The sequence below is a fragment of the Ruegeria sp. C8 genome, from assembly GCF_056537565.1.
Map to the genome: position 1 here is coordinate 271,426 of NZ_JBQFRV010000002.1, position 26,299 is coordinate 297,724.

At 59.0% G+C, this 26,299-nt stretch carries 26 protein-coding genes; 15 read left to right on the plus strand and 11 right to left on the minus strand.

The features are described from left to right. Positions 1-46: 46 nt before the first annotated feature. Both ACR0KL_RS04975 and ACR0KL_RS04980 read right to left on the minus strand, forming a co-directional pair. Entirely contained in the window at positions 47-994 is a 948-nt protein-coding gene (locus ACR0KL_RS04975; RefSeq protein ID WP_170677645.1) for an alpha/beta hydrolase, read from the minus strand. Further along, positions 994-1,284 carry an SCP2 sterol-binding domain-containing protein gene (locus ACR0KL_RS04980; RefSeq protein WP_170677647.1) on the minus strand — a complete coding sequence of 97 codons (291 nt, stop codon included), beginning with the start codon at positions 1,282-1,284 and terminating at the stop codon, positions 994-996. Before ACR0KL_RS04980 ends, ACR0KL_RS04975 begins: the two co-directional genes overlap by 1 nt. 30 nt (positions 1,285-1,314) lie before the next feature. Here ACR0KL_RS04980 and ACR0KL_RS04985 point away from each other — a divergent pair, with 30 nt between their 5' ends. From ACR0KL_RS04985 to ACR0KL_RS05010, 6 genes are all read left to right on the plus strand, one after another. Next, the gene (locus ACR0KL_RS04985; RefSeq protein ID WP_170376486.1) at positions 1,315-1,923 is read left to right on the plus strand and encodes a tetratricopeptide repeat protein; all 609 of its coding nucleotides are present in this window, start codon (positions 1,315-1,317) and stop codon (positions 1,921-1,923) included. A 23-nt stretch (positions 1,924-1,946) separates the two neighbouring features. After that, a complete protein-coding gene (locus ACR0KL_RS04990; RefSeq protein ID WP_170677649.1) occupies positions 1,947-4,757 on the plus strand; it encodes a helicase-related protein in 2,811 nt (936 codons plus the stop codon). A gap of 6 nt (positions 4,758-4,763) precedes the next feature. Beyond that, positions 4,764-5,138: an RNA-binding S4 domain-containing protein gene (locus tag ACR0KL_RS04995; RefSeq protein ID WP_170469962.1), complete on the plus strand. Its 375-nt coding sequence runs from the start codon at positions 4,764-4,766 to the stop codon at positions 5,136-5,138. 53 nt (positions 5,139-5,191) lie between these two features. Beyond that, a complete protein-coding gene (gene fdxA, locus ACR0KL_RS05000; protein ID WP_170469959.1) occupies positions 5,192-5,530 on the plus strand; it encodes a ferredoxin FdxA in 339 nt (112 codons plus the stop codon). A 286-nt stretch (positions 5,531-5,816) separates the two neighbouring features. Beyond that, entirely contained in the window at positions 5,817-6,332 is a 516-nt protein-coding gene (locus ACR0KL_RS05005; RefSeq protein WP_170376497.1) for a CarD family transcriptional regulator, read from the plus strand. A 118-nt stretch (positions 6,333-6,450) separates the two neighbouring features. After that, complete coding sequence (locus tag ACR0KL_RS05010; protein WP_170469956.1) at positions 6,451-7,212, plus strand: potassium channel family protein; 762 nt, start codon at positions 6,451-6,453, stop codon at positions 7,210-7,212. Here ACR0KL_RS05010 and cobS read toward each other — a convergent pair. After that, positions 7,209-7,973, minus strand: coding sequence for an adenosylcobinamide-GDP ribazoletransferase (gene cobS / locus ACR0KL_RS05015; protein ID WP_170677651.1), 765 nt, complete (start codon positions 7,971-7,973; stop codon positions 7,209-7,211). The genes ACR0KL_RS05010 and cobS overlap by 4 nt on opposite strands. Before the next feature lie 78 nt (positions 7,974-8,051). On the opposite strand from cobS, the gene cobT reads away from it, so the two are divergent. Then, positions 8,052-9,062, plus strand: a complete 1,011-nt coding sequence (gene cobT / locus ACR0KL_RS05020; RefSeq protein ID WP_480776690.1) for a nicotinate-nucleotide--dimethylbenzimidazole phosphoribosyltransferase — start codon at positions 8,052-8,054, stop codon at positions 9,060-9,062. A gap of 30 nt (positions 9,063-9,092) precedes the next feature. On the opposite strand, the gene ACR0KL_RS05025 is transcribed toward cobT, so the two are convergent. Beyond that, positions 9,093-10,973, minus strand: a complete 1,881-nt coding sequence (locus tag ACR0KL_RS05025; protein WP_170677655.1) for a monovalent cation:proton antiporter-2 (CPA2) family protein — start codon at positions 10,971-10,973, stop codon at positions 9,093-9,095. Positions 10,974-10,992: 19 nt separating this feature from the next. Further along, positions 10,993-11,448, minus strand: coding sequence for an Lrp/AsnC family transcriptional regulator (locus ACR0KL_RS05030; RefSeq protein WP_170376867.1), 456 nt, complete (start codon positions 11,446-11,448; stop codon positions 10,993-10,995). A gap of 147 nt (positions 11,449-11,595) precedes the next feature. Here ACR0KL_RS05030 and hppD point away from each other — a divergent pair, with 147 nt between their 5' ends. Then, positions 11,596-12,693: a 4-hydroxyphenylpyruvate dioxygenase gene (hppD, locus tag ACR0KL_RS05035; protein WP_170665317.1), complete on the plus strand. Its 1,098-nt coding sequence runs from the start codon at positions 11,596-11,598 to the stop codon at positions 12,691-12,693. Positions 12,694-12,777: 84 nt separating this feature from the next. On the opposite strand, the gene ACR0KL_RS05040 is transcribed toward hppD, so the two are convergent. Then, a complete protein-coding gene (locus ACR0KL_RS05040) occupies positions 12,778-13,413 on the minus strand; it encodes a class I SAM-dependent methyltransferase (protein ID WP_480776691.1) in 636 nt (211 codons plus the stop codon). Continuing rightward, positions 13,406-15,277, minus strand: a complete 1,872-nt coding sequence (locus ACR0KL_RS05045) for a hypothetical protein (RefSeq protein ID WP_170677658.1) — start codon at positions 15,275-15,277, stop codon at positions 13,406-13,408. Before ACR0KL_RS05045 ends, ACR0KL_RS05040 begins: the two co-directional genes overlap by 8 nt. 164 nt (positions 15,278-15,441) lie before the next feature. Between ACR0KL_RS05045 and ACR0KL_RS05050 the strand changes: the two genes are divergently transcribed. Further along, the gene (locus ACR0KL_RS05050; protein WP_170677660.1) at positions 15,442-16,137 is read left to right on the plus strand and encodes an SIMPL domain-containing protein; all 696 of its coding nucleotides are present in this window, start codon (positions 15,442-15,444) and stop codon (positions 16,135-16,137) included. Between the two features lie 2 nt (positions 16,138-16,139). Here ACR0KL_RS05050 and ACR0KL_RS05055 read toward each other — a convergent pair whose 3' ends face one another. The 3 genes from ACR0KL_RS05055 to ACR0KL_RS05065 all read right to left on the minus strand — a co-directional run bounded on the left by ACR0KL_RS05055 (position 16,140) and on the right by ACR0KL_RS05065 (position 19,221). Beyond that, positions 16,140-16,850, minus strand: coding sequence for a GNAT family N-acetyltransferase (locus ACR0KL_RS05055; protein ID WP_170677662.1), 711 nt, complete (start codon positions 16,848-16,850; stop codon positions 16,140-16,142). Positions 16,851-16,854: 4 nt separating this feature from the next. Continuing rightward, complete coding sequence (locus ACR0KL_RS05060) at positions 16,855-18,147, minus strand: O-acetylhomoserine aminocarboxypropyltransferase/cysteine synthase family protein (protein ID WP_170677664.1); 1,293 nt, start codon at positions 18,145-18,147, stop codon at positions 16,855-16,857. Positions 18,148-18,231: 84 nt separating this feature from the next. Continuing rightward, on the minus strand, positions 18,232-19,221 hold the full coding sequence (locus ACR0KL_RS05065) for a hypothetical protein (RefSeq protein ID WP_480776692.1): 990 nt from the start codon (positions 19,219-19,221) through the stop codon (positions 18,232-18,234). Positions 19,222-19,348: 127 nt separating this feature from the next. On the opposite strand from ACR0KL_RS05065, the gene ACR0KL_RS05070 reads away from it, so the two are divergent. The 5 genes from ACR0KL_RS05070 (at position 19,349) to ACR0KL_RS05090 (ending at position 24,232) form a co-directional block, all read left to right on the plus strand. After that, complete coding sequence (locus ACR0KL_RS05070) at positions 19,349-19,981, plus strand: cupin domain-containing protein (RefSeq protein ID WP_170677668.1); 633 nt, start codon at positions 19,349-19,351, stop codon at positions 19,979-19,981. 157 nt (positions 19,982-20,138) lie between these two features. Beyond that, complete coding sequence (locus ACR0KL_RS05075; protein ID WP_170677670.1) at positions 20,139-21,473, plus strand: NAD(P)-dependent oxidoreductase; 1,335 nt, start codon at positions 20,139-20,141, stop codon at positions 21,471-21,473. 46 nt (positions 21,474-21,519) lie between these two features. Then, positions 21,520-22,356: a methyltransferase domain-containing protein gene (locus ACR0KL_RS05080; RefSeq protein ID WP_170677672.1), complete on the plus strand. Its 837-nt coding sequence runs from the start codon at positions 21,520-21,522 to the stop codon at positions 22,354-22,356. 18 nt (positions 22,357-22,374) lie between these two features. Beyond that, positions 22,375-23,679, plus strand: coding sequence for an NAD-dependent dihydropyrimidine dehydrogenase subunit PreA (gene preA / locus ACR0KL_RS05085; RefSeq protein ID WP_170677674.1), 1,305 nt, complete (start codon positions 22,375-22,377; stop codon positions 23,677-23,679). A gap of 73 nt (positions 23,680-23,752) precedes the next feature. Then, complete coding sequence (locus ACR0KL_RS05090; RefSeq protein ID WP_170677676.1) at positions 23,753-24,232, plus strand: PAC2 family protein; 480 nt, start codon at positions 23,753-23,755, stop codon at positions 24,230-24,232. A gap of 3 nt (positions 24,233-24,235) precedes the next feature. Here ACR0KL_RS05090 and ACR0KL_RS05095 read toward each other — a convergent pair whose 3' ends face one another. Next, positions 24,236-24,850: a TetR family transcriptional regulator C-terminal domain-containing protein gene (locus ACR0KL_RS05095; RefSeq protein ID WP_170551383.1), complete on the minus strand. Its 615-nt coding sequence runs from the start codon at positions 24,848-24,850 to the stop codon at positions 24,236-24,238. Positions 24,851-25,021: 171 nt separating this feature from the next. On the opposite strand from ACR0KL_RS05095, the gene ACR0KL_RS05100 reads away from it, so the two are divergent. Further along, positions 25,022-26,272, plus strand: a complete 1,251-nt coding sequence (locus tag ACR0KL_RS05100) for a Zn-dependent hydrolase (protein WP_480776693.1) — start codon at positions 25,022-25,024, stop codon at positions 26,270-26,272. Positions 26,273-26,299: the final 27 nt, after the last annotated feature.

Sequence of the window (26,299 nt, forward strand, 5' to 3'; positions counted from 1 at the left end):
GCCCGGATCACAAGCCGCCAGTCGCGATCAGTGCCGAGCGGACGCCTTAGGGGCGATTTGCCAGGAAATGCGCGGTCAACTCGTCCAGAACCGGGTTGCGAACTTCGGGGGCTTCCATCAGCACCTCGTGCTCACCATCCGGGATCTCGACCAGACGGCCGTTGGGCCAGTTTGCCATCCGTGCCCGGATCGCCTTGCGGTCAACGATCTGTTCGTGGCTGCCCAGATAGGTTAGGCACGCGGTGTCCGGGGCGGGTTGCTCCATCAGCCATTCACATTCGCTGAGCGCCTCACGCAACCACTGGTTGGACGGGGCGCCCAGCGCCAGCTCAGGGTGCGCCTTAAGTTGATCCTGCATCATCTTGAACATGTCCGGGTCACGCGTCAGGGAGTTACCCTCGAACGGTTCCGCCAGAACATAGCTGGTCAACGACGTGGTCGGCGGGGTGCGTTCTCCCAATCCCAGTGCCGTGCCCCAATAGGCTGTAAGACGGCTGAGGGGCTTCATGAGCGGGACAAAGAAAATGCCCCACATCGGCCCGGTAAATGCACAGGCTGCAAAGCAATCGTTCTGGATGACCGCGCGCAAGCCGATGGCGCCCCCCATCGAATGCCCGATCACGTACCACGGGCGCGGCAGGTCCAGTGTCTCAGCCAGTTCCAGCACCACGGCGACGTCATGTTGATAGTCGGCGAACTTATCGACATGCCCGATACGGGGTTCGTCCAGCATGCGGTCGGCCAAGCCCTGTCCGCGCCAGTCGACGGCGAGGGCGGCAAATCCGCGATTCAGGAATTCCCCTGCGGTACTCGCGTATTTCTCGATATATTCGGTGCGGCCCGGAAACAGGAATACCGTGCCGTTTTTTGCATCCTCGGGCAGCCAGTGCCCGACACGGATGCGTTTGCCGTCGGCGGTGTGGAGCCAATGGGCTGTACCACCGGCGGGGTCGCCGGCCACGTCATCATAGAAGGGGGCCGGCGAGTAATCCATCAGGCCAGAACCGATGCAAGCTGCATGGCGATTCCCATGTCACCGTCAACGCTGAGCTTGCCGGACATGAACGCGCCGGTCGGGTTCAGATCGCCGCTGAGGATCTGTTCGAACGTGTCCGCATCCGCGCTGAGTGTCACATCGGCGTCGTCATCACTGATGCGGGCACCGTCTCCGTCCAGAACAATTGCGCCCAGATCGGCGATTGCAAACTTGGCGGACGCATCAAAGCCACCGCCGGCCAGCTTTTCGTTCAGCGCGGCCGCAGCCTTTTCAAGAATCTCGCTCATGCTTTTCCTCATATTGTTTATGCGCCGTGAATGGACATCCTCGGTCGCAACGCTACACTGACCATTGTTATGGGTATTGCAATCACCAATCTCAAAGGTACCGTTGCGGCACTTGCCGTTCTAGTCATGTTTTCCACCAGTGGTGGAGCGCAACAAGCGGATTCCCGCGACGAAGAAGCGCTGTTGAGGCAACTGGCGCAGGCAACGCCAGAGCAAGCCATCGGTTTGGATCGTCAGCTTCAGGCGCTATGGTCGCAATCGGGTTCAGCCTCGGCGGATCTGTTGCTTGAGCGGGGGCGCGAAGCGCTGGATGATGGCGATATCGAGGCCGCGATCGAACACCTCACCGCGTTGACCGACCACGCGCCCGAGTTTGCCGAAGGATGGCACGCGCGGGCCTCGGCCTTTTTCGGGATCGACCGGTTCGGCATGGCTGCGGCTGATCTGGAACACGCGCTGACTCTCAACCCGAACAACTATCAGGCTATTTACGGTCTGGGGTTGATCTTCGAGGTGGTCGGCAAACCCGATCAGGCGCTTGAGGCTTATTCCCGCGCGTTGGCTATACATCCCCATCATGAAGAAGTAACCAATGCCGTGAATCGGCTGAAGCCTCAGGTTGAAGGCAAGGCGCTGTAAGTCGGAAGGCGCAGGGGGCAAAGGTGAGCGGGTCATCCCGAGTAGTGGCCGTACTTGGCCCAACGAACACAGGTAAAACTCATTACGCGATCGAACGCATGCTGGGGTACCGGACCGGTGTCATCGGCCTGCCTCTGCGTCTGCTCGCGCGTGAGGTCTATGACAAGATCGTCGCCATTCGCGGCCCCTCGGTCGTGGCGCTGGTGACGGGCGAGGAACGGATCGTACCGCCGCGCACGCAGTACTGGGTCTGCACGGTCGAGGCGATGCCCGAAGGCATGGGCGCCGATTTCGTCGCGATTGATGAAATTCAGCTCTGCGTAGATCCCGAGCGTGGCCACGTCTTCACTGACCGGTTGCTGCGGTCGCGGGGAACGAATGAGACGCTGTTCATGGGGTCCGACACCATGCGCGGCCCGATTGCGGCACTTGTGCCCGAGGCGCAGTTTGTCCGGCGCGATAGGATGTCTCAGCTGGTGTATTCGGGATCGAAAAAGATCAGCCGAATGCCCCCGCGAAGCGCCATTGTCGGGTTCTCGGTCGAAAACGTCTATGCCATCGCAGAACTGCTGCGCCGCCAAAAGGGTGGGGCGGCTGTGGTGATGGGCGCGCTCAGCCCACGCACGCGGAACGCGCAGGTCGACCTCTATCAGAATGGCGAGGTCGACTATCTGGTCGCCACCGATGCCATCGGAATGGGCCTGAACCTGGATGTGAACCACGTGGCGTTTTCGTCCCTGACCAAATTCGACGGTCGCCGGATGCGCCCCTTGGCCCCGAATGAGCTTGCCCAAATTGCTGGCAGGGCAGGCCGGGGTATGTCGGATGGCACGTTCGGCGTGACCGGCGAGGCCCCGCCATTGGACGAAGGCGTTGCGCAGGCCATCATGGACAGCCGCTTTACGCCGATGAAAAAGCTGAACTGGCGGAATGCCGCCCTTCGCTTCGGCTCGGTGGATGCGCTGATCGACTCTCTAGAAGTCAGTCCGAATGATAAACATCTGACCAAGGCCCGCCCTGCAGACGACCTGAACGTGTTGAAATCGCTGTCGCAAGTGACCGAGGTCGCAGCCCGCGCCAGCGATGGCCCGTCGATCCGTTTGCTATGGGATGTGTGCCGAATTCCCGATTTTCGGGGCATTAGCCATTCGGAACATGCCAATCTGCTCGAGGTGATCTACGGCCATCTACACGAACGCGGCGCGATCCCGGATGACTTCATGGCGCGGCAAATCCGCCGGATTGATCGCACGGATGGAGATATTGATGCGCTGTCCAAAAGGTTGGCTTATATTCGCACTTGGACATATGTTGCGCAACGAAACGGCTGGGTCCGTGACGAATCGCATTGGCGTGAGGAAACGCGCACTGTAGAAGACAGGTTGTCGGACGCTCTGCATGATCGTCTGACGCAAAGATTTGTGGACCGGCGCACCTCGGTGTTGTTGCGCCGGCTCAAACAGAAGGAGGCCCTTTTGGCCGAAGTAAATGACAAGGGTGAAGTGACCGTCGAAGGCGAATTCGTCGGTCGTCTGGAAGGGTTCCGGTTTACACCGGACAAAAGCGCGCAAGGGGCTGAGGCGAAAGCACTCAAGTCGGCCTCATTGCAAGCACTCGCGCCGCAATTCCATCTGCGTGCCGATCGCTTCTACAATGCACCCGATACCGAAATTGATTTCACTGATCAGGGCGGCCTGATGTGGGGCGAATACGCTGTCGGCAAACTGGTTGCCGGGGCGGAGCCTCTCAAGCCGATGGTAGAGGTTTTCGTGGATGAGGCCGCAGGGCCGGACGTCGAACAGAAGGTGCAGCGCCGTCTGCAGCACTTCATCGACCGCAAAGTGGCCGCGCTGTTCGAGCCGCTGCTGAACCTGTCGCGGGACGAGGAACTGTCCGGTCTGGCGAAAGGCTTTGCCTTCCGCATGGTCGAGGCGCTGGGCGTGCTGCCCCGCGCGCAGGTCGCGCAAGAGGTCAAGGATCTGGATCAGGACGCCCGCGGCGCGCTGCGCAAGCACGGCATCCGTTTTGGTCAGTTCACCATCTTCATGCCGCTGCTGCTAAAACCTGCGCCAACGCGCCTCCGCCTGGTTCTCTGGGCACTGTCCAGCGGTCTGCAGGAATTCCCCGAGGCACCGCCTCCGGGTCTGGTCACTGTGCCGGTCGCAAAGGATGCGCCGCAGGGCTATGACACCATGTGTGGCTACCGCGATGCGGGTGAACGTTCGATCCGGATCGACATGCTTGAGCGCCTGGCCGATATGCTGCGCTCTGAGGACAGCCGGGGAGGCTTTGAAGCCAAGCCTGACATGCTCTCGATCACAGGCATGACGCTGGATCAGTTCGCGGACCTGATGCAGGGTCTGGGCTACAAGGCCGAACGCGGTGAGCGTGAAAAGGTCAAAGCCGTTCCGGCTGAGGCACCTGCGACTGAAGTGGCAGAACACCCCGCGGCCGAAGAAACCCCGACCGTCGAGGCCTCGACAGATGAGGTCGCCGCACCCGCCGAGGCGCCAGCCGAGGCCACCGAAAGCACCGAGGCGGCAGCCGAGGCTCCGGCCGCGGAACCCGCAAATGACGAACCCGAGGTCGAGGTGTTCTACACCTTCACATGGGGCCGTCAGCGCCAACAAAATCGCGGCCCGCGCCGTGAACAGGGGCAGGGCAAAGGCAAGCCGCGTGGGAAACCTCAGGACGGTCGCAAGCCGCAAGGCAAGAAGGGCGGCAAGCCACAGGGCGCGAAGTCCTTCTCGTCCCGGCCTCCGAAGAAGGAAAAGGCGATCGACCCCGACAACCCGTTTGCAGCAGCGCTGATGGGTTTGAAGGGCGGCAACTGATCCGTCATGGATCGGGCCAAGCTGCGGATCGACAAATGGCTCTGGCAGGCGCGGTTCTTCAAGACCCGTAGCCTGTCGGCCAAACAGGTCAGCGGCGGCCATGTCAGGCTGAACGGCAACCGCGTTCTGAAACCCGCCCAAGCGGTGGTTCCCGGCGACGTTCTGACCTTTCCACAGGGCAAAATCATCCGGGTCGTGCGCATTGAAAAACTCGGCGACCGCCGCGGCCCAGCCCCCGAGGCGCAAACATTGTACTTCGATATGACGGAAAAGAAGGACATACCGCCCAAAAACCCGTCATATGAGGGAAAAGGTCGTCCAACCAAGAAAGATCGGCGCGCGCTTGATCTTTCTCGCACGCCAAACGGCCCCACATCTTGAAGCCAAACCCGGACTGAACTAGCTAGACGCCAAACCTGAATGGGATTCTAAACATGACCTACGTCGTTACCGAAAACTGCATCGGCTGCAAATACACCGACTGTGTGGAAGTGTGCCCGGTGGACTGTTTCTACGAAGGTGAGAATACGCTGGTCATCCACCCCGACGAATGCATCGACTGCGGCGTCTGTGAACCAGAATGCCCGGCTGATGCAATCCGTCCCGACACCGAACCAGGCATGGAAACCTGGGTCGAGTTCAACCGCAAATACTCTGAAATGTGGCCGGTCATCGTGACCAAAAAAGACCCGTTGCCAGAGGCGGAAGAGCGCGATGGCGAGGAAGGCAAGATGGAGAAGTATTTCTCCGAAGCTCCGGGTGAAGGCGGGTAAGTGATTCGCACCCCATTTGGATGGCTAAGAAATGCGGTCTTCGAAGCCTAATCCCTTGATTGCAGGCCGTTTATAAAATAATTCCCCTAGGGAAACTTTTGAGTGTCTCATTTTTGTGATATACTCTCCCCCTACATGATGACTGAGATTGGGATGTACTCCGTAAGTATGCTCGCTTTGGAGTTCTGAATTTGCGACAAACAGACCGCCTGCCGGGGCCACAATAGGCACCGAGCGTGGGTTTTTTGTTGTTCGCATCCCGGTCCAAAACCAAGGAATGAATTGAATGTCGAAGTCGAAAAAGCTTGAGTTCCGCCCGAACGACTATGTTGTCTACCCCGCCCATGGTGTGGGTCAGATCATCTCGATCGAAGAGCAGGACGTCGCTGGATTTTCGCTCGAACTGTTCGTCATCTCTTTTGAGAAAGACAAGATGACCCTGCGTGTGCCGACAAACAAAGTGACCGAATCCGGTCTGCGTTCGCTCAGCTCGCCGGATGTGATCAGCCAGGCGATGAAGACGCTGAAGGGCAAGGCCAAGGTCAAGCGGGCCATGTGGTCGCGCCGGGCGCAGGAATACGAACAGAAGATCAACTCGGGCGATCTGATCTCGATCGCCGAAGTGGTTCGCGACCTGCACCGCACCGATGACCAGCGCGAGCAAAGCTATTCCGAGCGTCAGCTTTATGAAGCCGCGCTCGAGCGTCTGACCCGTGAAGTCGCCGCCGTGTCCGGGGACGGAGAGATTTCTGCGGCGAAGCAGGTCGATGATGTCCTGACTTCGCGCGCCGCCGCAGCCTAAGTCCACGACGATTTAAACAGCAAGGCCGCTCTGGCATCGGGGCGGCCTTTTTCGTTGCTTGGTGGATTGGCGAAAACCGGTTAGTTTTTCTGTAGATGCAAGCAGATACCGGTTCGGCATGAAGAAGACGGTCAAGTTCCTATATATCGGAAAGGCCCCGATTTCGGTTTGGTTCCGCTATGGTTTGATCCTGTTCGATGTGGTCACCATCATCTTCTTTGTCGCCACCGCGCATTTTCCGCATGGCCCATGGGTTACTGGTATCAGTTGGGTGGTTGGCTTTATTATCCTTCTGGATTTTTCCGCCAGAATGTGGATCGCCAAGGATCGCTGGAAGCTGTTGCGTAAAATTTATACGCTGGCAGATATCGTGGTGATTGTGTCGTTGATCCTCGACCCGTTTCTGACCGGCAATCTCGCATTCCTGCGTATCCTGCGCGCCCTTCGGTTGATCCACTCGTACCATCTGCTGTGGGATTTACGGCGCGACAGTACCTTTTTCCGCACGCATGAAGATGCGGTCATCGCGGCCATCAATCTGCTGGTTTTCGTGTTTGCAACTTCGACAGCGGTTCTTGTCTTTTTCATCCCTGAAGATGCTAAGAACCCCTATATAGATGCGCTCTATTTCACCATGGCGACCCTGACGACCACGGGATTTGGTGACATCACCCTGTCGACGCCTTGGGGCAAGCTGTTCTCGGTGTTTATCATGGTGGTGGGTGTTGCCCTGTTCGTGCGCTTGGCGCAGGCGATTTTCATGCCGCAGAAAGTGCGCCACAAATGCCCCAGCTGCGGGCTGTTCCGGCATGATCCGGACGCGGTACATTGCAAGCATTGCGGCTGCACCCTGCGGATCGAGACGGGTGGGGTGTCTTAAAGCTGAGCCGCTATTGCTACCAGGAAAGTGATTTCGGCCAATTGCTGAGAAGCGCCGAGGATATCTCCGGTCTGGCCGCCTATCTTAGCTTTTGCCACGACGGCCAGAGCACCCACAACGAGCGCGGCGCATAGGGCGGGCAAAATGACCTGCCCACCGATCAGCAATACTCCCGTCAAGCCAGCCAGAGCGAGCGAAACGGCGACAGGACCCACTGGCGGAGCACCGACAGAATGGCTTAGACCGGATTTACGCGCATTGGGCAATGCAGCCATCAGCAAGGGCATGAACGCGCGTGACACCACACAAGCGGCAATGATCGCTAGAAACGCACCGGCAGACAAAAGGGCCGCGACTGCTGCAACTCGCATCAGCTGCGAACCAATCAGGGACAGCACGCCATATGTGCCGATGTGGCTATCCTTCATGATCTCCAACCGGCGTTCCGGCGTGAACCCGCCCCATAGGCCGTCAAACGTATCGGCCAGCCCGTCCTCATGCATTGCGCCCGTCGTCATGGTCAGGGTGGCCACGAGCAAAACGGCGCAGACGAATGGCGGAACCGACAGTGTCAGTGCAAGCCATCCGATGACGCAAGCCAATATACCAATCACCAAGCCGACCACCGGAAAGGCCCAAACCGCCTGCGCTTGCCGGGCAAAGACCCTCTCGGGCAAACGGGGCAGGGGCAGGCGCGTCAACAGGACCAGCGCCAGCGGGATATCCCATGCGGAAACCGGATTGGTGTCGTTTTTTTGCACTTCTGCGCCTTTCGAGGCCTTGTTGGATTCAGTGCTTCGGTTAAACACACAGGACCACTCTGATGCAATGAGGCTTTGATGCTGCCTGAACTGAATGATTTGAACACGTTCCGCGACGCGTTGACCAACGCCCAAGGGCCGGACATGGCGGCGGCGGATGGCGCGGCTGAACGCAACGGTCAGTTGACCAAACCGCCGGGCGCGCTGGGGCGGCTTGAGGATCTGGCGATCTGGTACGCGGCCTGGCGTGGGGATGCGCGACCGCAGGTTGCGGCCCCTCAGGTCATTGTCTTTGCGGGTAACCACGGGGTCACGGCGCAGGGCGTTTCGGCCTTTCCACCCGAAGTGACCGTTCAGATGGTTATGAATTTTGAACATGGCGGCGCGGCGATCAACCAGTTGGCCAAGGCGGCGGGCGCAAAGATGGACGTCCACGCGCTGGATCTTGATCGGCCGACGGCAGATTTCACCCAAGCCCCAGCCATGAGTGAGGCCGAGTTGCTGAGCGCACTGCAAACCGGTTGGAATGCCGTGGACCCGCAATCCGATCTGCTGGTGGTCGGCGAGATGGGGATCGGCAACACCACGCCCGCTGCTGCTATCGCCTGCGCCCTTTACGGAGGCGAGGCCGCTGATTGGACCGGTCGCGGTACAGGGGTCGACGATGCAGGCCTTGCAAACAAGACCCGCGTAGTGGCTGAAGGCGTTGCGCTGCATGGCAGTGAAGATGGGTTGGAGGTTATGCGCTGCCTCGGCGGGCGCGAGATCGCGGCCATGGCCGGAGCGATTGCGGCGGCCCGTATGTTGCGCATTCCCGTCATTCTGGATGGCTTCATCTGTACCTCTGCCGCAGCCTGTCTGGCGCGCGTTTCGCCCTCGGCTCTGGATCACACCATCGCGGGGCACCAAAGCGCAGAAGGCGCGCATGCTGCGATGCTGTCAAAACTGGGCAAGGAGCCGCTGCTGAGCCTCGGCCTGCGTCTTGGTGAGGGATCAGGCGGTGCGCTTGCGATCAACATTCTCAAAAGCGCGGTTGCCTGCCACTCGGGCATGGCAACCTTTGCCGAGGCGGGCGTCTCGGACGGGTAACCTAAGCGCCTGACCGGGCAATTGCTTCGGTCAGGCAGAATCCTTTGCGTGCTGTTCCGCCAATTCCAGCAACGCGGTTTCCAGATCCTTCTCGAGCTTTTGCGCGCGTTCGATGTATTTCGTATTCTCGGACGTGGGCATACCAGGAATCCACAGCTCGGCCAAATCGCGCACGGACGTTCGGTCATGGTGATAGAAGGTCTGTTCGGCCTGCGCGGCCTCGTATTCGCTCAGCCCGATATTCTCCAGCACATAGCGGCCCGCGCGCAAGGAGCTGTCGAACATTTCGCGCACGATGTCATTGGCCCCGGCCTGATACAGTTCATACACATGTGTCCGATCATGAGCTCGCGCGATGATGTGCAGATCGGGGCGCTGGCGGCGGGCGTAGCCGACCAAACGGGTCACCGTCTTTCGATCATCCATCGCAGCGACAAGCACCGAGGCTTTCTCAAGCCCCGCAGCGCGCAGTAGTTCCGGCCGGGTCGGGTCACCCAGAAAGCCTTTTACGCCAAAACGACGCATCAGCTGGATCGTCTCGATATCGTGGTCCAGAACAACGGTCTTGAAGCCGCTGGCCCGGACCAACCGATTGACGATCTGACCAAACCGACCGATCCCGGCGATGATCACGGGGCCTTTCTCGTCGATCTCATCGGGTTCCGGCGCGGCGTTGGTGTCGGCCATCTTGCGAGACAGAAGGTCGTAGATGATGAACAGGAGCGGGGTGATCAGCATGGTCAGCGCTATGATCATCAGCATCTTTTGCGACAGGTCCGGCGGGATGACATTCTGCTGCGTCGAAAACGCCAGAAGGACAAAGCCGAACTCACCCGCCTGGGCCAGTCCAAGAGTGAACAGCCAGTGATCCCGGCCCTTCAGCTTGAAGGCTTTGCCCACGAGATATAGGATGACGCCTTTAACGAGGATGACCAGCAGGGCCAGACCGATCAAGTCGAACGGGTCGTTGAAGAAATAGCCGACGTTGATACCTGCACCGACCGTAATGAAGAACAGCCCTAGGAACAGGCCCTTGAACGGCTCGAGGTCGCTTTCCATTTCATGGCGGAACTCCGAACTGGCCAAAACCACACCCGCCAGAAACGCGCCCAGAGCGGGTGACAGGCCCACCAGTGTCATCAGGAACGAAATCCCGACCACGATCATCAGCGCCAGCGCGGTATACATCTCGCGCAGGCGGGTTGCGTGAATGAATCGAAACAGCGGCCGGGTCAGGTAGACGCCCGCCAGAATGACAAAGGCAATTGCGCCGATGGTGACCAGAGTGACGGCCCAGCCCGGCAGTCCTTCGACCAGAGACAGGCTGTGATGCCCTGCATCATGCAGATGCTCCGCGCCGCGATCGATTGAGCCGTCTGCCTCGATATGCGGCATGGCGGGCAGGGCGAGCAGCGGCAGCAGGGCCAGAATCGGGATGACGGCAATGTCTTGCGTCAGCAGAACTGAGAACGTCGCGCGGCCTCCGTTCGTTTGCATCAAGCCCTTTTCAGACAGGGTTTGCAGCACGATCGCGGTTGAGGACAAACACAAGGTCAAACCGACCGCCAGAGCGACGGACCAGGGGTGGTTCGCGTACATCGCGACACCGGCAATAACGGCGGTGGACAACAGAACCTGAAGCCCGCCAAGACCCAACAGCTTGTCGCGCATATCCCACAGGGCGCGCGGCTCCAGCTCGAGACCGATGAGAAACAGCATCATGACCACGCCGAACTCGGCCACATGTTGCAGGTCCTCGGTCTCGGCACCGACAAGGCCGAGGACGGGGCCGATGATCAGGCCAGCCGCTAGGTATCCAAGAACCGACCCAAGGCCCAACCGAGCCGACAGGGGCACGGCGATAACGGCCGCAGCCAGATAAATAGAAGCCTGATATAGGAAATCGTCCATCTATGTCCTCATTGCCCGCTCAGGTTGGCAGGGGTGCGTCGCGTTTGAGTTGGTCCATCACGATCTGGCTTTGTACCCGTGCCACTGCAGGATGCGGCAGGATCACCTCGTGAAGCAAGCTGTTGAGTGCAGAAAGATCGTCACAATAGACGTGAAGCAGGTAGTCTGCCTCGCCTGTCATCGTCCAGGCACTTGTGATCTCGGGTTGGGTGTTAACCATCCGGGCAAAGCTGGCGGATTGATCAGGGCCGTGAGTGCCCAGATGGACCTGAACGAAGCCCTGAACCTGCAAGCCGAGTTTCAGCGGATCCAGCCGAGCCGCGTAGCCGGTGATATAGCCCTCAGCCTCAAGGCGCTGACGGCGGCGACCTGCCTGGCTGGGGGATAGGTTCAGCAGCTCACCCAATTGATGCGCGGTCAGATGCGCGTCCTTTTGAAGCGCTGAGAGCAGGCGTGTATCGGTTGCATCAAGCATATGCGGCAAGATCTCAAATTTCAGGTCATTCATGCGCAGTTTGCGCACACTTGGATAGTTTACATGAAAACAATGCGCGGAAACAGCACTGCTTAAGGCGTATTTTGGAATCAGCAAAGAAATTCCTGTTTTCGAAGGAGACGCGCCATGGGTCCTTTCCCGCATAACGCCCCGAAATCTATCATCAGTCCCGAAAACCCCGCAGGTACCGACGGGTTTGAATTTGTCGAGTTCGCGCACCCCGAACCGCAGGAGTTGCGTGATCTGTTCGCCAAAATGGGCTTCGATCTGGTTGCGCGCCACAAAACCAAACCTCTGGTCGAGCTGTGGCAGCAGGGCGATGTCACCTACATCCTGAACGCGGACCCCGACAGCTTTGCCGACAAGTTCGTCGCGGAACACGGGCCTTGCGCACCGTCGATGGGCTGGCGCGTTGTGGACGCGCAGAAAGCCTACGAACATGCCGTCTCAAAAGGGGCAGAGCCGTATGATGGCGCGGACAAGACGATGAATGTCCCGGCAATCAAGGGGATTGGCGGATCGCTGATCTACTTCGTCGACCAGTATTACGATACCTCGCCCTACAATGAGGAATTCGCGTGGATTAAAGAATCGAAACCGCGCGGCGAGGGGTTCTACTATCTCGATCACCTCACCCACAATGTCTATCGGGGCAATATGGACAAGTGGTTCAAGTTTTATGGCGACCTGTTCAACTTCCGTGAAATCCGGTTCTTTGACATTCAGGGCAAGTTCACCGGTCTCTATAGCCGCGCGCTGACATCGCCCTGTGGCCGCATCCGTATCCCGATCAACGAGGATAGGGGCGAAACGGGTCAGATCGTCTCTTACCTGAAAAAGTACAAGGGCGAGGGCATTCAGCACATCGCGGTGGGCAGCGAGGACATCTATGCCTCGACCGATGCCATTGCAGAGAACGGGTTGAAGTTCATGCCGGGTCCGAACCAATCCTACTATGACATGTCCAAAGACCGAGTGACGGACCATGACGAGCCGCTGGACCGGATGATGAAGCACGGCATTCTGATCGATGGTGAAGGCGTTGTGGATGGGGGAGAGACGCGGATTCTGCTGCAGATCTTCTCAAAAACCGTGATCGGCCCCATCTTTTTCGAGTTCATCCAGCGCAAGGGGGATGATGGGTTCGGTGAGGGTAACTTCCAGGCCCTGTTCGAATCCATCGAACGTGAACAAATCGAAAGCGGTGAGATTTCGGCGGCCTAAAGCGTTTCGGTTTTACCTGAATCGCCAAGTGGCACGAATGTCCCGAGAACGCTGAAAGCGTGGCAGGGTATTCGTGTCGCAGGTTTAAACCGAAACGCTAAAAGCTGCGCCAAATACCAGCCATGTCCAGGTCACACCAGCGCTCTGGTTGGCCGGTTGTATCGAGTCGGTTCGGGACCTGTGGTGCACCTGCAGGCCCGAACCTAACGCTTGATCAACGATTGCGTCGTTCGAAATCACATAACCAGGTCGGTCCGGAGGGCAGGGGCCATGTCTGAGCGACAAAATCATCCGCCCTTGCGGTCTCAGGCGTTCAGACAGAACACTCATAGCCGTGTGTTGATCGCGCGGCGGCAGGTGGTGCAGGACGCCGATGACCAGAATGGAGTCGAAAACAACACCATCTGGCAGAGCGCTTAGTCTAGGCAGGCAAGCATCAAGCCACCGAACGGATTGCGCGGCATCAACGCGTATCGCGTGGTTGCGAAAGGCATCGACTGGCTCGATCGCCGTCACGTCGCAGCCTCGTTTGGCCAGCCATCGCGCCACCCTTCCAGTGCCCGCGCCTACGTCCAGAACGCTCGCCCCGGTATCCGGCAAGTGATCCAAAACGGGGCGCAGGACATCGGTAGGAGAAAGGCTGTCATAGGCCGGGATCAACTGTTGGGCAGCGTGTTCGTACCCAGCTTTGACTGTCTGAAAATACAGGTCCTCAGCCACGCGGCATTTTCAAAGTCAGGTTGCGGCCCTTCTTCTCATACCGCAACTCACTGTCGCTGATGGCGATGACCTTGCCGCCGTCAATCCGGTCTCCGATCTTGAGCTTTTTGTACCGACCACTCGGAAGCCGGACGAGGGCACGGCGATTTGCAGGTGTGCCATAAACGCCGATCAGGTTCAGCTTGCGCAGGTTCAGAGCATTGTCGATTGTGGCCTGTCGTGCGACCGAGGCCGTTGTCGGGATTTTGGGGGCCACGGATTTCGGCTGGAAGGACCCGGCCTCGTCATTGCTGGACGCGACTGCTGCGGTTGATCCCAGATTTGATCCGCTAGTGCTGGCCGAGGCCACAGCTCGTGCGGGCCGTAGTTTGGGGCGAGGGACGCGAACAACCGCCAATGCAGTGGGTGTGTCGTCGACCTCGGGCTGTACCTGTAGGCTTTCGGGCCGCAATTTGGGTCGCACGACCGCAAGCTCTTCAAGGCTGCGCCCACCCAATTGCGTGCGTTCGAAATTCTCGACCAGATTGCCAGGGCGGGGCCGGGGTCGGAGTTCGGCCAACCTTTGGTTGACCTCATCGACCACGGGTTCTTTTTCGAACCGCACCGGTACTTCAGGCGGGACCTTGGATGGGCGCCCCTGATAAACCACGATACCTTCGGGCGACAGTGCACCTTCTGCGGTCGGTACGACCAGCCCGCGTTCGTCCAGTTCGTATTGTGCGCCTGCTATTGCGGAGCCGGGGATGCGTTCAAAGGCGGCATCCGTGTCGAAACTGCCTTGATCGGGCAGGGCAATCGCGTCGCTGGACAGATCCGGGTTGTGAATAGACGCGAGGTAGAGGTCATCCTCGGAAATCAATGCCGGGGTAAGCGGCGCTTCGGGGGCCTCCACTAGGGTGCCCGCGACCTCTTCGATGTCGCTTTGTGCTTCGGGGTCCTGTGCAATCTGTTCCACAGGCGTCGGCGCGACTTTCAGCGCTTCGAGAATGGCCGCATCTGTCGGGGACAATTCTGGCTGTGCTTCAGGTTCTGGTTTTTCTTCCGCTGCCGGTGCCGCCGCTATTTCGGTTTCAGGCTCTGGACCGGTCTCAGGCAGTGAGGTGTCCTGAGACTGCGGTGCAGACAGTTCGGCCGTGTCATTTTCGGTGGATGTGTCGTTGTCTGGTTCTGCCCCGATTAGAGACCACGCCCAAACACCAACCCCGACGCAGATCAGCGCGGCAATCGCAGGAAACGCCCAACGTTGTCCCTTGTTCGATGCGGGAGGCAACGAGATTGCGGTCGTAGCAGGTTCGGGAGAGCGGAACGCCGTAGGCGCCGCGTCATCCGCTATGGCGTGAACCGTGGGTCTTTCTAGCTCGGGCTCGGGTGAAGGCGCAGCGACCTGCGGTTCGCTGGTCATTTCAAATACAGGCTCGCGCGGAAATTCGGCCTCAGTCGTGGCTGCACTATAGGTGACTGGCAGGAACCCGTGCTGCGCCGCAAATGCCTGCGCTTCGTTCAGCGTCTCGCATGCAACGGCGGCGACAAAGGTGGTCGACCCCTCGGTCGCGCTGTCGTAGGACAGATCGGCCAACTCATACGGCGTTGCCTCGGCGACTGCGGCTTGAACCTCGGACGCGATCTGATCTTCGCTTTGGCCTTCCGTGGGCAGAGCAAGATACCGCACCTGATCTGCGGGCAGCACCAGTTTGCAGCTGAGGTCGTTTTCCAGCGCAAACGCTTTGTCGTGCAGAGCTTTGATCTGGTCACTCAAGTCCGGGGCCGACAAAGGCACTTCGCCAATGTCGTACCATTCACCATCCGAATGGTGTTGAAGGGAAATTCCGGTCGCAGAAAAGGTCAGCGCAAAAGCGGGTTTCATAATCCGGAGGAACCACAGTTAACCATATCAACGCAAATACCTTTGTATTCGCAGGATGATACTAAAGCAGGAACCCGCCGAGGGAAAGAAAAAGCCGGGACTTCCCCTTGTGCGTGTGTGCCCCTCGGACCCATGTTGAGACAGAGTAAGTTGGAGGGATCACCTTGAAGACATTCGCTTTTCTGGCCGCGATGATGGCCGCAACCACCGCCGGGCTGGCACATGCGGAAGAACGTCGCATCAACGTGGATGCCACCGGAACCGTTCAGGTTGCCCCTGATATGGCGACGATCACCCTGGGTGTGACACATCAGAACCCCGAGGCCTCAGAGGCCATGAAGGCCACCTCGGACGCTGTGGCGCAGGTGCTTGCGCGGTTGGGGGAAATGGGCATCGAAGATCGGGATTTGCAGACCCGCGATCTGTCTTTGTCGCCCATCTGGTCGAAACGGAATCAGCAAAATGGGGAACCACCTGAGATCACCGGATTTGTCGCCTCGAACCGTGTATTTGTGCGGGTGCGTGATCTGACCCAACTGGGTGAGGTCATGGACGCGGTCATTCAGGACGGGGCAAACGATTTCAGCGGGTTGAGCTTTGGTCTGCAAGACCCTGAACCGATTGAGGTTCAGGCCCGTGCAAAAGCTGTGAGCGAGGCAACCGCAAAGGCTGAACAACTTGCCCAAGCCGCCGATGTCACATTGGGGCCAGTTCAGACGATCTCGGAGCGTGGTGGCAGTGTGCGCCCGATGGCCGAGATGCGGAACATGGCCATGGCAGACACAGGTGGAGTGCCGGTTGCTGGCGGAGAGATCTCGGTTTCTGTCAGTGTCTCGATGGAGTTCGAGATTTCAGAATAGGCTCACGTTTCCGCGCGGGCCTTCAGCGGTTTTCGTTGCTGGCCCGTTTCGTCAAAATTACCCGGGGACAACCAGTCTTCAAACGCATCTCGAATACGCGGCCATTCGCTGTCGAGGATCGAATACCAGGCCGTATCGCGATTGCGCCCCTTGTAATGTGTCGCTTGGCGGAATGTCCCCTCATAGGTGAAGCCCAACCTCTGGGCTGCACTACAAGATGGCGCATTCAACGCGTCGCATTTCCATTCATAACGGCGATAGCCCAGCTCATCGAACACACGGCGCATCATCAGATACATGACCTCGGTCGATTGCGGCTTGCGCTGCAGCAGGGGCGAGAAGTGGATATGCCCGACCTCGATCACACCGGCGGCCGGTTCGATCCTGAGGTATGATGCCATGCCAACGGGGACATCGTTTGCATCCAGAACCGTGTGAAACATCGGGTCGGCGTCCATGCAGTTCGCGCGAGCCCAGGTTTCGAACTCCTGCTCAGATCCAAACGGCCCATAGGGCAGGTAGGTCCAGTTTCGGTGATCGGCGTCATTGGCAAACGCCCGGAACAATCCGGGCGCATGCCTGTTCACATCAAGCGGCACGACCGAGCAATACTGGCCCTCCATCGGGGTATAAGGCGGCGTGGGGCGCGGGAATTCGCCCGTGACCGGCCGTCCGATGGGTTGACCAAGTGCGTTGGTGTCGTGTCCGCTCATGGCTTTATGCGCTGGCTTTGGCCAAAGCCTGATCCAAATCAGCGATCAGGTCGTTAGCATCCTCGATCCCGATCGAGACTCGCACAACGTTGGGGCCCGCGCCTGCGGCCTCTTGCTGTTCAGGCGTCAGTTGCCGGTGCGTGGTCGAGGCCGAGTGGATGATCAGCGAACGCGCATCGCCGAGGTTGGCAACGTGGCTGAAGATCTCCAATGCGTTCACCAGTTTGATGCAGGCGTCATAGCCACCCTTGACCGCAAAGGTGAACAGGGCACCGGCACCGCGCGGATACTGCGCCTTGACCCGGTCGTGATAGGGCGACGAGGGTAGGCCCGCGTAGGTCACGTAGTCGACCCGGTCATCCGCCTCGAGCCAGGAGGCGATCTTCTGGGCGTTCTCAACGTGGCGCTCCATCCTCAGCGAAAGCGTCTCGATCCCCATCAGCGTGTAATGTGCCGCCTGCGGGTTCATGGTCATACCCAGATCGCGCAGGCCAATGGCGATGCCGTGGAAGGTGAAGGCCAGCGGGCCGAAGGTCTCATGGAATTTCAGCCCGTGATAGGCTTGCTCGGGCTGGCTGAGGGAGGGGAATTTGTCATTCGCCGACCAGTCGAACTTGCCCGAATCCACGATGCAGCCGCCGGTGACGGTACCATTGCCGGTCAGGTATTTGGTGGTCGAATGTACGACCAGAGTCGCGCCGTGTTCAATCGGGCGGCACAGGTAGGGCGTGGCCGAGGTGTTGTCGACGATCAGCGGAATGCCTGCGCCGTCCGCAACATCGGCCAGAGAGCGGATATCGGTGACATAGCCGCCGGGGTTGGCGATAGATTCGCAGAATACCGCGCGGGTGTTTTCGTCGATAGCGGCTTTCACGGCCTCCAGATCATCAGTGTCGACAAATTTGGCCGACCAGCCGAAGCGTTTGATCGTCTGGCTGAACTGCGTGACAGTGCCGCCATACAGGCGGGTCGAGGCCACCACGTTGCAGCCCGGCCCCATAAGCGGGAACAGCGCCATGATCTGCGCCGCGTGCCCCGAGGAACAGCAGACCGCGCCAACGCCGCCCTCAAGCGTCGCGACACGTTCCTGCAAAACGGCGACGGTCGGGTTGGTCAGGCGCGAATAGATAAAGCCCACTTCCTGCAGGTTAAACAAAGCCGCCGCGTGGTCCGCATCGCGAAAGACATAAGCCGTCGTTTGGTAGATCGGAGTCTGGCGCGCGCCGGTTGCGGGATCGGGGCGTGCGCCCGCGTGTATCTGCAGAGTGTCGAAACCGTAGGTAGGGCCGTCAGACATCGTGAAAATCTCCTGTTGGAATGTGCGTTGGCGAATCTGTAGGCTATTGCAGGCCCTTGCACAACGATCCTATGGGCGATCCTGTCAGCGCAGCCAGAGACCTTTGGCCTTGATCGCCTTGCGGATGGCCTGTTCGCGCCCGGGCAGGGCGTTTTGGTCGAACATCTCGCGGATTTTGTGGCCTTTGCCTTGAAATATCAGCCTCTTCATCGGGTCATAGGCCTTGAGGACTTTCTTGACTTTGTTGGGGGCTGAGACGGTTTCGAGCACCTCAATCACGCGGTCACTCTCACGGGCGTAAAGCAGCGGAAACAGGCGATAGTGACAACTGACCGACCCATCAAGAAGCCCGTCCGGCAAGGCATCGCGCCCGCCACCGAATGAGTGGATCACCAGCGGCAGGGCAGCCTGATCCAGCCAGGGATCAAGGTTCTGCCCGGTGAGTTCGGGGATCTCTTCGTCGCGAATGGTTTGCGCGTAGTCCAAGAACCGCTCGCCGAATTGGCGCGGGCGTTTGTAGAAGAAATAGCCTGCGTTGAAATACAGAAACCGCTTCCAGTGTTCCTTGGGCTGGCTGTTATCAATCGAGCTGTCGAAATCCAGACCAAAGCGGTGATAGAGCGCGCTCCAAATCCTCTCGAACCCGGGACCGTAGAGAGTGGGTTTCGGCCAAGTCCCGTCAACCTTGAGCGAGGCGCCGGGGCGTTCGAAATCAAACGGGACCGAGGTCAGGTCGCCGGTGATCAGCGTATCGGTGTCGAAGAAGACAAACGGTTCCCCCTCAGGCAGGGCCAGCAGGGCCTCGATCTTGTTGCCATGCGGATAGCTCTCGCCGAAGACGTGGTTGTCGAAGGGAAGGATCTCGGCGTCCAGCTGATAAAGCGCCTTGCGCACATCCTCGTTCTGGATGCTGGGGTTCTGGCTCCAACGGGGGCCGGGGTTTGGGGTGGCGACATAAAGCTTGCCGTCAAAACCGGGGGAACAGTGGCGTAGCGAGGCGGCGAACAGAAGGGCCTCATATTGCAGGCGGTTATTCTGTCCGATGACGACGATGTTGAATTTCTGCGAAGCCATTCGTGCCTGTTCCTGTCGCCCGTTTTCATTGGGATTACAGCAAGCCGCAGAGGGCGTCAAAACTGTTGGATTGATTTTCGCGTTCTCCATCCCATCTCAAGCAGGAGACTCAAAGCAGGAGGCCGCCATGAGGATCAACGCGGATTTCACCAAACGCGCTGCGGTGCATTTTGATCAAACTGAGTGGGTGCAATCGCCAGCGGCCGGGGTCGAGCGCAAGATGCTGGACCGGATCGGTGAGGAAGTCGCCCGCGCCACTACGATCGTGCGTTTCGCCCCCGGCAGTGCCTTCGCGGCCCATACCCATGATGGTGGGGAAGAGTATCTGGTTCTGGATGGCGTCTTTCAGGATGAAACCGGAGATTTTCCGGTTGGCAGCTATGTTCGCAACCCTCCGACCTCATCCCATACTCCTTCGGCGGCCGATGGGGCGACCATTCTAGTGAAGCTGCATCAATTCGACCCGTCTGACCGGACCGAGGTCAAACGCTCGATCAACGGTCGGGGCGATCTGCGCCTGTTCAAGGATGAGCATGAGGATGTGCGCATCGCGCAATGGGTCGCGGGTGAGGCTATTGATCTGAACGCTGAAGGCGGGCTTGAGGTGTTTGTTATCACCGGCAGCTTTGACGAAGGCGGTGAATCATTCGCCGCGTGGGACTGGCTGCGCCTGCCGCCCGGATCGCAGTCACAGGCCGTTGCGGGGCCGGATGGCGCGCGTGTTTGGATGAAATCTGGGCATTTGACGGGCATGATCTGACCCGATCCCGCATCAATTTTGAGCAAAATAACGGAAATCCGGGTCAAAAGCCCGGATTTTTCATTTTTTGACCGAATGATAAAATTTACCAATTGATAAAAAATCAGAATGTGGCAAGCTGATCCTCACAACAAACATATCTACAGGGAGTAGAGTGATGGCACAGGGCCAGATGGCACCCGGGATTGTCCCAGGGCGGCTTTCCAGCGATGAGCTGACCTCGAATTTCACCGATCTGCATCCGCCTTTGGCCCCGCATGAGGCCGCCGTAGCGGCAGATCGCTGTTATTTCTGCTATGACGCGCCGTGTGTGACGGCCTGTCCGACGGATATCGATATTCCGTTGTTCATTCGCCAGATCCAGGCTGGTCAGCCGCAAGCAGCGGGTCGCACGATTCTCGAGCAAAACATTCTAGGTGGCATGTGTGCCCGCGTTTGTCCGACCGAGACTTTGTGCGAGGAAGCTTGCGTTCGCGAAGCCGCCGAAGGCAAACCGGTCGAGATCGGTCGCTTGCAGCGCTATTCGACTGACACCGTTATGGAAGCGGGCGATCACCCCTTCGAACGCGCCGCGCCTACTGGCAAAACGGTTGCCGTGATTGGGGCAGGGCCAGCTGGTCTTGCCTGTGCCCATCGGCTGGCGATGCTGGGGCATGACGTGGTTATTCACGAGTCCAAGCCGAAACCCGGCGGTCTGAACGAATACGGGATTGCAGCCTACAAATCGACCAATGACTTTGCTCAGGCCGAAGTGGACTGGCTTCTGAAAATCGGTGGCATTGCGATCGAGACGGGCTCGGTTCTGGGAGATACGATTTCGCTGGACGGATTGGTCGAGAACTATGATGCCGTTTTCCTGTCGATCGGTCTGGCGGGTGTGAACGCGTTGCGTGCGCAAGGCACCGAAAAGGACGGTGTGCGGGCTGCTGTGGATTTCATTTCGGATGTGCGTCAGGCCGAAGATCTGGCCCACTTGCCGGTCGGGCGGAATGTGGTCGTGATCGGCGGCGGCATGACTGCGGTGGACGCTGCCGTGAAGTCAAAACTGCTGGGCGCTGAGCATGTCACGATTGCCTATCGCCGAGGGCGCGATGCGATGGGTGCCAGCCGGTACGAACAGGACCTCGCAGCCTCGCATGGGGTGCGGATCCTGACGAATGTGCAGCCGGTCGCCGTTTACGGCAATGGATCTGCGGTCGATATCGAGCTGGAATACACGACCACTCGGAACGGCAGGCTAGAAGGGACGGGTGAGATGATCCGGCTTCCGGCTGATCAGGTCCTCAAGGCCATCGGTCAGACGCTTGAAGGCGCGCCCGAAGGTCTGGCGCTGGACGGCAACAAGATCGCTGTCACCGGGGCAGGGCGAACCTCTCTGGACGGTGTTTGGGCGGGTGGTGACTGCGCCGCGGGCGGCGAGGATCTGACCGTGACAGCCGTGGCCGAGGGACGGGACGCGGCGATGGACATCCACGCAACGCTCGTTTCGTGATAAGATGGGGTATTCACCCCATTTTTTTTGCTGCTGAGGTATCGTCATGTCCCAGATCGAACAAGCTGTTGCCCAACACTACACAACCGGTGCCCTGACCGAACGCGTCCGCGCGGCGCTTGAGGCCAGCGGTATTGACCCGGATGCAGCCACCGTAACCGACCTCAAGGCCGGAGACGAGTTTCATACAGGTGGTGTGAAGGCGACCGATAACTTGTTCGCTCAGCTCTCACCCACCCATGCAACGCGTGTGCTCGACGTTGGCTGCGGTATCGGCGGGACATCGCGCTACATTGTGGATCGGTATGACTCGACGGTCACAGGCGTCGACCTGACGCCTGAGTTTGTCGAAACGGCCAAGACGCTCAGCGATCTTGTCGGACATTCCGACAAGTCAGAGTTTCTGGTCGGCAGCGCCCTCGACATGCCGGTTCCCGATGCTGGGTTCGATCTGGCCGTGATGTTCCATGTTGGCATGAACATCGAAGACAAGGCGGGATTGTTCGCCGAGGTCTCTCGGGCTTTGGCGACAGGTGGAACTTTTGCCTTGTTCGACGTGATGGGCGGTGAGGCGGCTGAGCCGTTGGCGTTTCCTCTGCCATGGTCCACCGTGGCCGAGACGTCCTTCGTCCACGCACCCGATGTCTACCGAGATGCCGCAAGTGCTGCGGGTCTGGAACTGGTGACTGAGACCGACCGTACCGAGTTCGCACTCGCCTTCTTTGAGGAAGCCTTTGCGCGCATGGCCGAAAGCGGCCCGCCTGCGTTGGGCATCCACCTGATGATGGGCGAGACGGCACCTGAGAAGTTCCAAAACTACGTAAAAAACCTGAAGGTCGGGCGCATTCGCCCGACCGAAATGATATTCAAAAAAACCGGCTGAGCCGGGAAGGGAGAAGCCATGGCCGATCTGACGACAAACTTTCTGGGCATTTCCAGCCCCAACCCCTATTGGCTGGCCTCTGCGCCGCCGACGGACAAGGAATACAACGTCCGCCGCGCGTTCGAGGCCGGATGGGGTGGTGTTGTGTGGAAAACGTTGGGGGCCGAGGGCCCTCCGGTCGTGAATGTGAACGGGCCGCGCTATGGCGCGATCTATGGTGCTGATCGGCGGCTGCTGGGTCTGAACAACATCGAGTTGATCACCGACCGCCCGCTAGAGGTGAACCTTGAGGAAATGGCGCGGGTCAAGGCGGACTATCCGGATCGCGCGCTTATCGCCTCGATCATGGTGCCCTGCGAGGAGGAGGCGTGGAAAGCCATCCTGCCGCGCGTCGCCGAGACAGGCGCCGATGGGATCGAACTGAACTTCGGCTGCCCGCATGGCATGAGCGAGCGAGGCATGGGGTCTGCCGTGGGGCAGGTGCCGGAATACATCGAAATGGTGACCCGTTGGTGCAAGAAATACTATGACCGCCCGGTCATCGTGAAGCTGACGCCGAACATCACCGACATCCGCAAACCTGCGGCAGCAGCACGGAATGGTGGCGCGGATGCAGTGTCGCTGATCAACACGATCAACTCGATCACCAGCGTCAATCTGGACACGTTCAGCCCCGAGCCTTCGATCGATGGCAAAGGCAGCCATGGCGGCTATTGCGGCCCGGCGGTCAAACCGATTGCTCTGTCGATGGTGTCCGAAATCGCGCGGGCCGAGGCCACGCATGGTATGCCCATCTCCGGCATTGGGGGCGTGACCACTTGGCGTGACGCGGCCGAATTTATCTCGCTTGGCTGCGGCAATGTGCAAGTGTGTACCGCTGCGATGACCTACGGCTTCAAGATCATTGATGAACTGACGGCGGGTCTGTCCGAATGGATGGACGAGAAAGGCTATGCCAGCGTCGATCAGGTCATTGGTCGGGCGGTGCCGAATGTTACCGACTGGCAGTATCTGAACCTGAACTATGTGGCCAAGGCCAAGATTGATCAGGACCAGTGCATCAAATGCGGCCGGTGCTATGCGGCTTGTGAGGATACCAGCCATCAGGCGATCTCGATGTCTGATGACCGTGTGTTCGAGGTGATGGATGACGAATGCGTTGCCTGTAACCTCTGTGTCGATGTCTGCCCGATCGAAGGTTGCATCACGATGGAGCCGATGGTAGCTGGTGAGGTCGATCCGCGCACCGGCAAGACCGTGCAGCCGGACTATGCCAACTGGACCTCGCATCCGAACAATCCGATGGCGAAAGCGGCGGAGTAAGGGAAACCTTCATCCCTAAAACACCGGTTCGGTGCTACACTGCCGCTGACAGACAGGATCAAAGGAGAATGTCATGCCAGCGGCACCACCGGGCCGGAGCAAGGGCGGCAACAAGGTCACCAAGCTTGACCGTGACACGTCCAAAAAGAACGTTGCCCTCTCCAAGGCCAAGCAACGTGATGCGATGGCCGCCAAGAATTTTCTTCAGCATCAGAAGCAGATCAAACGTGACGTGGACAGTCTTGAGAAGCTGAAACGCTCTCTCGAAGAGATGATGGCGAAGTTGAAGGAAGAGCGTCAGCTGGACCAACGGTTCCTTGGACAGGTGGTCAAAAAGGTCAAGGCGCTACAGAATTTTGACGCCTACGTTAAGGCCTCGGCCAAGGATCACATGGCTGTTGTGCAGCAGCCGAAAATGTATACCGCGATCGTCAAGGATGCCGGAAAAGTGCCCAAGATCAATACGGTCAAAACCATGGGCGACCTGACCATTCTGATCGCCATGGTGATCGTGCTTTTGCGCCGTATTCTGGCGCTGAAACCTGCGAAATAGCGGTTACCTCGTCAGAAGGCGCGTGAACACCTGATCAAGGTAGATTTTCGCGTCGGGGTAGGGATCGGCTTCATCCGAGCCAAGAACGGCGCGGATCTGGACGTCGAAATCTGCGTAGTGCTGGGTCAAAGACCAGATCGAGAAGATCAGGTGATAGGGGTTCACTTCGGCGATATGCCCCTCGGCCATCCAGCGGCGGATCAGGGTCGAGGTTTCATCGACCAGCGCTTTCAGATCTGTGGACAGCACGTCATAGATATGTGGAGCGCCGCGAATGATCTCATTGGCAAACAGGCGGCTTTCACGCGGGTAGTCGCGGCTCATTTCCAGTTTGCGGTGGATATATCCCAACAGCTCGCTCAGAGGATCGCCATCGGGATCGATAGCACGCATCGGGTCTAGCCAAGTGTCCAGAAGACGCTCGAGCAGGGCAGCATAAATCGCGTCTTTACTGCGGTAGTAATAGAGCAGGTTTGGTTTGCTCAGCCCGGCAGCGGATGCAATCTGATCCACGGTTGCCCCGCGAAACCCGTGGGTCGAAAAGACCTCGAGCGCGGCTTCCAGAATCGCAGCGCGATTTTTCTTTTGTATTCTGGTGGGTGCGCGGTCTTTCGGCATGTATCCAACGTGTCTGTTTTTGCGCCAGTTCATAGGGGATTTTGCTGAAAACTCCAGCGACGGCGCGCAATTTCTTGACTGATGTCGAACCCGTGATAGCGTGAGTTTGACCAGTTGGTCAAATCAAGACACCAAAAGCGAGCAAACTCGCAAGCAACAGGGAAGAAGACTATGGCAGCTCCGGCGCAGAATCTCAGGATCAATGGCGACAGGTTGTGGGACAGCCTGATGGAGATGGCCAAGATCGGCCCCGGCGTTGCGGGCGGCAACAACCGCCAGACGCTGACCGATGAAGACGCCGAAGGGCGCGCGCTGTTCCAAAGCTGGTGCGAGGACGCGGGCTGTTCTATGGGTTTGGATCAGATGGGCAACATGTTCGCGCGGCGAGAGGGCACGGACCCGGAGGCGCTGCCGGTCTATGTTGGTTCTCATCTGGATACACAGCCGACGGGCGGGAAGTATGACGGGGTTCTAGGGGTGCTTGGCGGTTTGGAGATCATCCGCACGCTGAACGATCTGGGAATCAAAACCAAACATCCGATCGTGGCGACCAACTGGACGAATGAAGAGGGCACGCGCTACGCCCCTGCGATGTTGTCTTCGGGCGTGTTTGCCGGGATGCACACGCAGGATTGGGCCTATGACCGCGAGGATGCCGAGGGTAAAAAATTCGGCGATGAATTGCAGCGTATCGGCTGGCGCGGCGAGGAAGAGGTCGGCGCGCGCAAAATGCATGCCTTCTTTGAGCTGCATATCGAACAAGGGCCGATACTGGAGGCCGAGAGTAAGGACATCGGCGTCGTCACCCACGGTCAGGGGCTAAGTTGGACCCAGATCACGGTGACCGGCAAGGATGCCCATACCGGCTCGACCCCGATGCCGATGCGCAAGAATGCGGGTCTGGCGATGGCGCGTATTCTTGAAAAAGTGGATGAGATTGCGTGGTCAAATGCGCCGCATGCGGTTGGGGCAGCGGGGCATATTGATGTGTATCCGAACTCACGCAATGTGATTCCGGGCAAGGTGGTGTTCACGGTCGATTTCCGCTCGCCCGAATTGGATGTGATCACTGATATGGAAAATCGCCTTCGTGTGGCGGCTGAGGATATCGTGAACGAAATGGGCCTGCAGATTGAATTCGAAAAGGTCGGTGGATTCGATCCGGTCAAATTCGATGAGGGTTGTGTCGCCGCCGTGCGCGACGCGGCAGAGCGGCTGGGGTATTCCCATACGGATATCATTTCGGGGGCCGGGCACGATGCCTGCTGGATCAACCGGGTCGCGCCGACCGCGATGGTGATGTGCCCTTGCGTAGATGGCCTGAGCCACAACGAGGCTGAAGAGATCAGCAAGGATTGGGCGGCTGCCGGGGCGGATGTTTTGCTGCATGCGGTCGTTGAGACGGCGGAGATCGTGGAATAGGGGGCGCTGCCCCCGTCGCCCACGGGC